Annotated in this window: 2 protein-coding genes and 1 pseudogene; 2 read left to right on the top strand and 1 reads right to left on the bottom strand. The window is 62.8% G+C overall.

Translation table 11 applies throughout. The annotated features are described in order from the left end of the window. A pseudogene (locus C9413_RS31810) lies at positions 1–373 on the top strand (hypothetical protein); the annotation flags it as partial. Here the strand turns inward: C9413_RS31810 and C9413_RS31805 are convergent. Next, entirely contained in the window at positions 346–1,245 is a 900-nt protein-coding gene (locus tag C9413_RS31805) for a LysR family transcriptional regulator (protein WP_040115105.1), read from the bottom strand. The pseudogene C9413_RS31810 and the gene C9413_RS31805 sit on opposite strands and share 28 nt — an antisense overlap. 120 nt (positions 1,246–1,365) lie before the next feature. Between C9413_RS31805 and C9413_RS31800 the strand changes: the two genes are divergently transcribed. After that, on the top strand, positions 1,366–1,779 hold a 414-nt coding region (locus C9413_RS31800; protein ID WP_170251503.1), incomplete at its 3' end, for an alcohol dehydrogenase catalytic domain-containing protein.

Below are 1,779 nucleotides of genomic sequence, written 5' to 3'. Positions count from 1 at the left end.
CCTGGGAAGCTACATGGACGGGCGCTTGGCAGCTGGCGATGCTCCGCTCACGGCACAATCCGATGCGCACCGCCTCGCAGCCGCACTGGCGGCGCTCACGACGGCATATCTGGCGGTTATCCTCGCTTTACGCATCCGGCGGAAGATGGCGGAACTGCGGATTCAGCGCAGCGCCAACACAGTCGATCAGCCCGCGGCCGCGGGCGGCCCTCATGGTGCATCGAGTGATGGTGGCTGGCAGCCGCCACGCCCTGGCCGAGGTGTTACTACCGCACTGGCCGCGATGGCGATTGGTGGTGCCCTGCTGGTTCTGGCGGCCTGGAGATTGCCTGACCCGCGAACGACTCAGATTTCCCGGTCGAACTTCTCGTAGAGGAAATCCACCAATGCTCGCACACGCGCGATACCGGCCCGCGCGGGCGGCATGAATATCTGGAGATCACCCCCTTCGTGCGGGAAATCGGGCAGGACCGCTTCGAGTTCACCTCGCTCCAGAAGGCCTTCAACCATGAACAGTGGAAGAAGTACAATCCCCAGACCTGCACGCGCGGCGGCCAGGAGCATCTGCCCGTTATCGGTGCAGAACCGGGAGCTGGTGCGCACGTGCTCCGAGCCTTCGCGGCCCTGAAAGCGCCAACGGCCGGAATCCAGCGCGTAGAGGATGGTTTCGTGCGCCGCCAGGTCAGCGGGGACCGCAGGGCGTCCGCGCGCATCGAGGTAGGCCGGGCTGGCTACCACTGCCCAGCGAACCTTCGCAAACTTGCGGGTGATGAGAATCGAATCCGGAACAGCGCCGGGCCAGATCGCAAGATCGTACGCCTCGGCGACCATATCCACTTGACGATCGGTAAAGCGAACATCGAACTGGATAAGCGGATAAAGTAGCGCGAATTCCGCCAGCAGCGGAGCTAGCAGAAACTCGCCAAAGGCTGCCGGAACCTGAATTCGCAGTTGGCCGGAAATCTCGCTGGTCGACTTGCTGACGACCTCCTGCGCCGATTCCAGTTGCAATAGGCCTGCGGCCGCATGCGCATGATATTCGCGACCAATATCGGTTAACCTCGTGCCCCTCGGCGTGCGGGTCAGCAACTGAGCACCAAGAACGGCCTCGAGCCGACTGACGCGTCGGCTCACGATAGATTTGACGATGCCGAGGCGCGCTGCAGCATTGGCAATGCTTCCGGTCTCCACCACTCGGATGAATGCAATCACGTCCAACAAATCAACGGGCCCGGGTTCCGGCATCAGCAACTCCACGTTTCTACCTTGGCGGCTACTGCAACACTACAGGATCGGTATTTTCGAGGAAAGGGCTGCGGAAACAACATCCGCCTCCCTTGCAATCGAACTCCCTGGAGGCCGCCGATGACAAGTTCGCGAAACTCTGAAGCAGCGAATATTCCCCGCGATCCGCATGGGCAGAGCACGACCACCCGTGCTCGCGCAGCGGTGGTCGAGAAAAAGGATGCACCCTTCGTGATGCAGGATGTGACAGTTGAAGCGCCCCGGCCAGACGAGGTGCTCGTCCGCATGGTCGCGACGGGGATCTGTGCGACCGATGCCCATGTCCGGCAACAGCTGATGCCGACGCCACTACCGGCTATCCTCGGCCACGAGGGAGCGGGCATCGTCGTGCGTACTGGGACGTCGGTCACCCACCTCAAGCCAGGGGACCATGTCGTACTTTCCGACCACGCGAGCACAAAGTGCAAACCCAGCCTGTCCACCCCCGCCGCGTACTGCGGCACAGGGGAGGCGACCCACGCGCGGGGTCGCTGG

It is taken from the genome of Rhizobium sp. SEMIA 4085, from assembly GCF_013004495.1.
GTDB lineage: Bacteria > Pseudomonadota > Alphaproteobacteria > Rhizobiales > Rhizobiaceae > Rhizobium > Rhizobium gallicum.
Note: the sequence above shows the minus strand (reverse complement) of the source record. Positions and strands in the feature narration are given on the sequence as shown.

Coding starts and splice junctions, on each gene's coding strand:
- C9413_RS31805 (WP_040115105.1), bottom strand. CDS start 1,245: ATGCCGGAACCCGGGCCCGTTGATTTGTTGGACGTGATTGCATTCATC.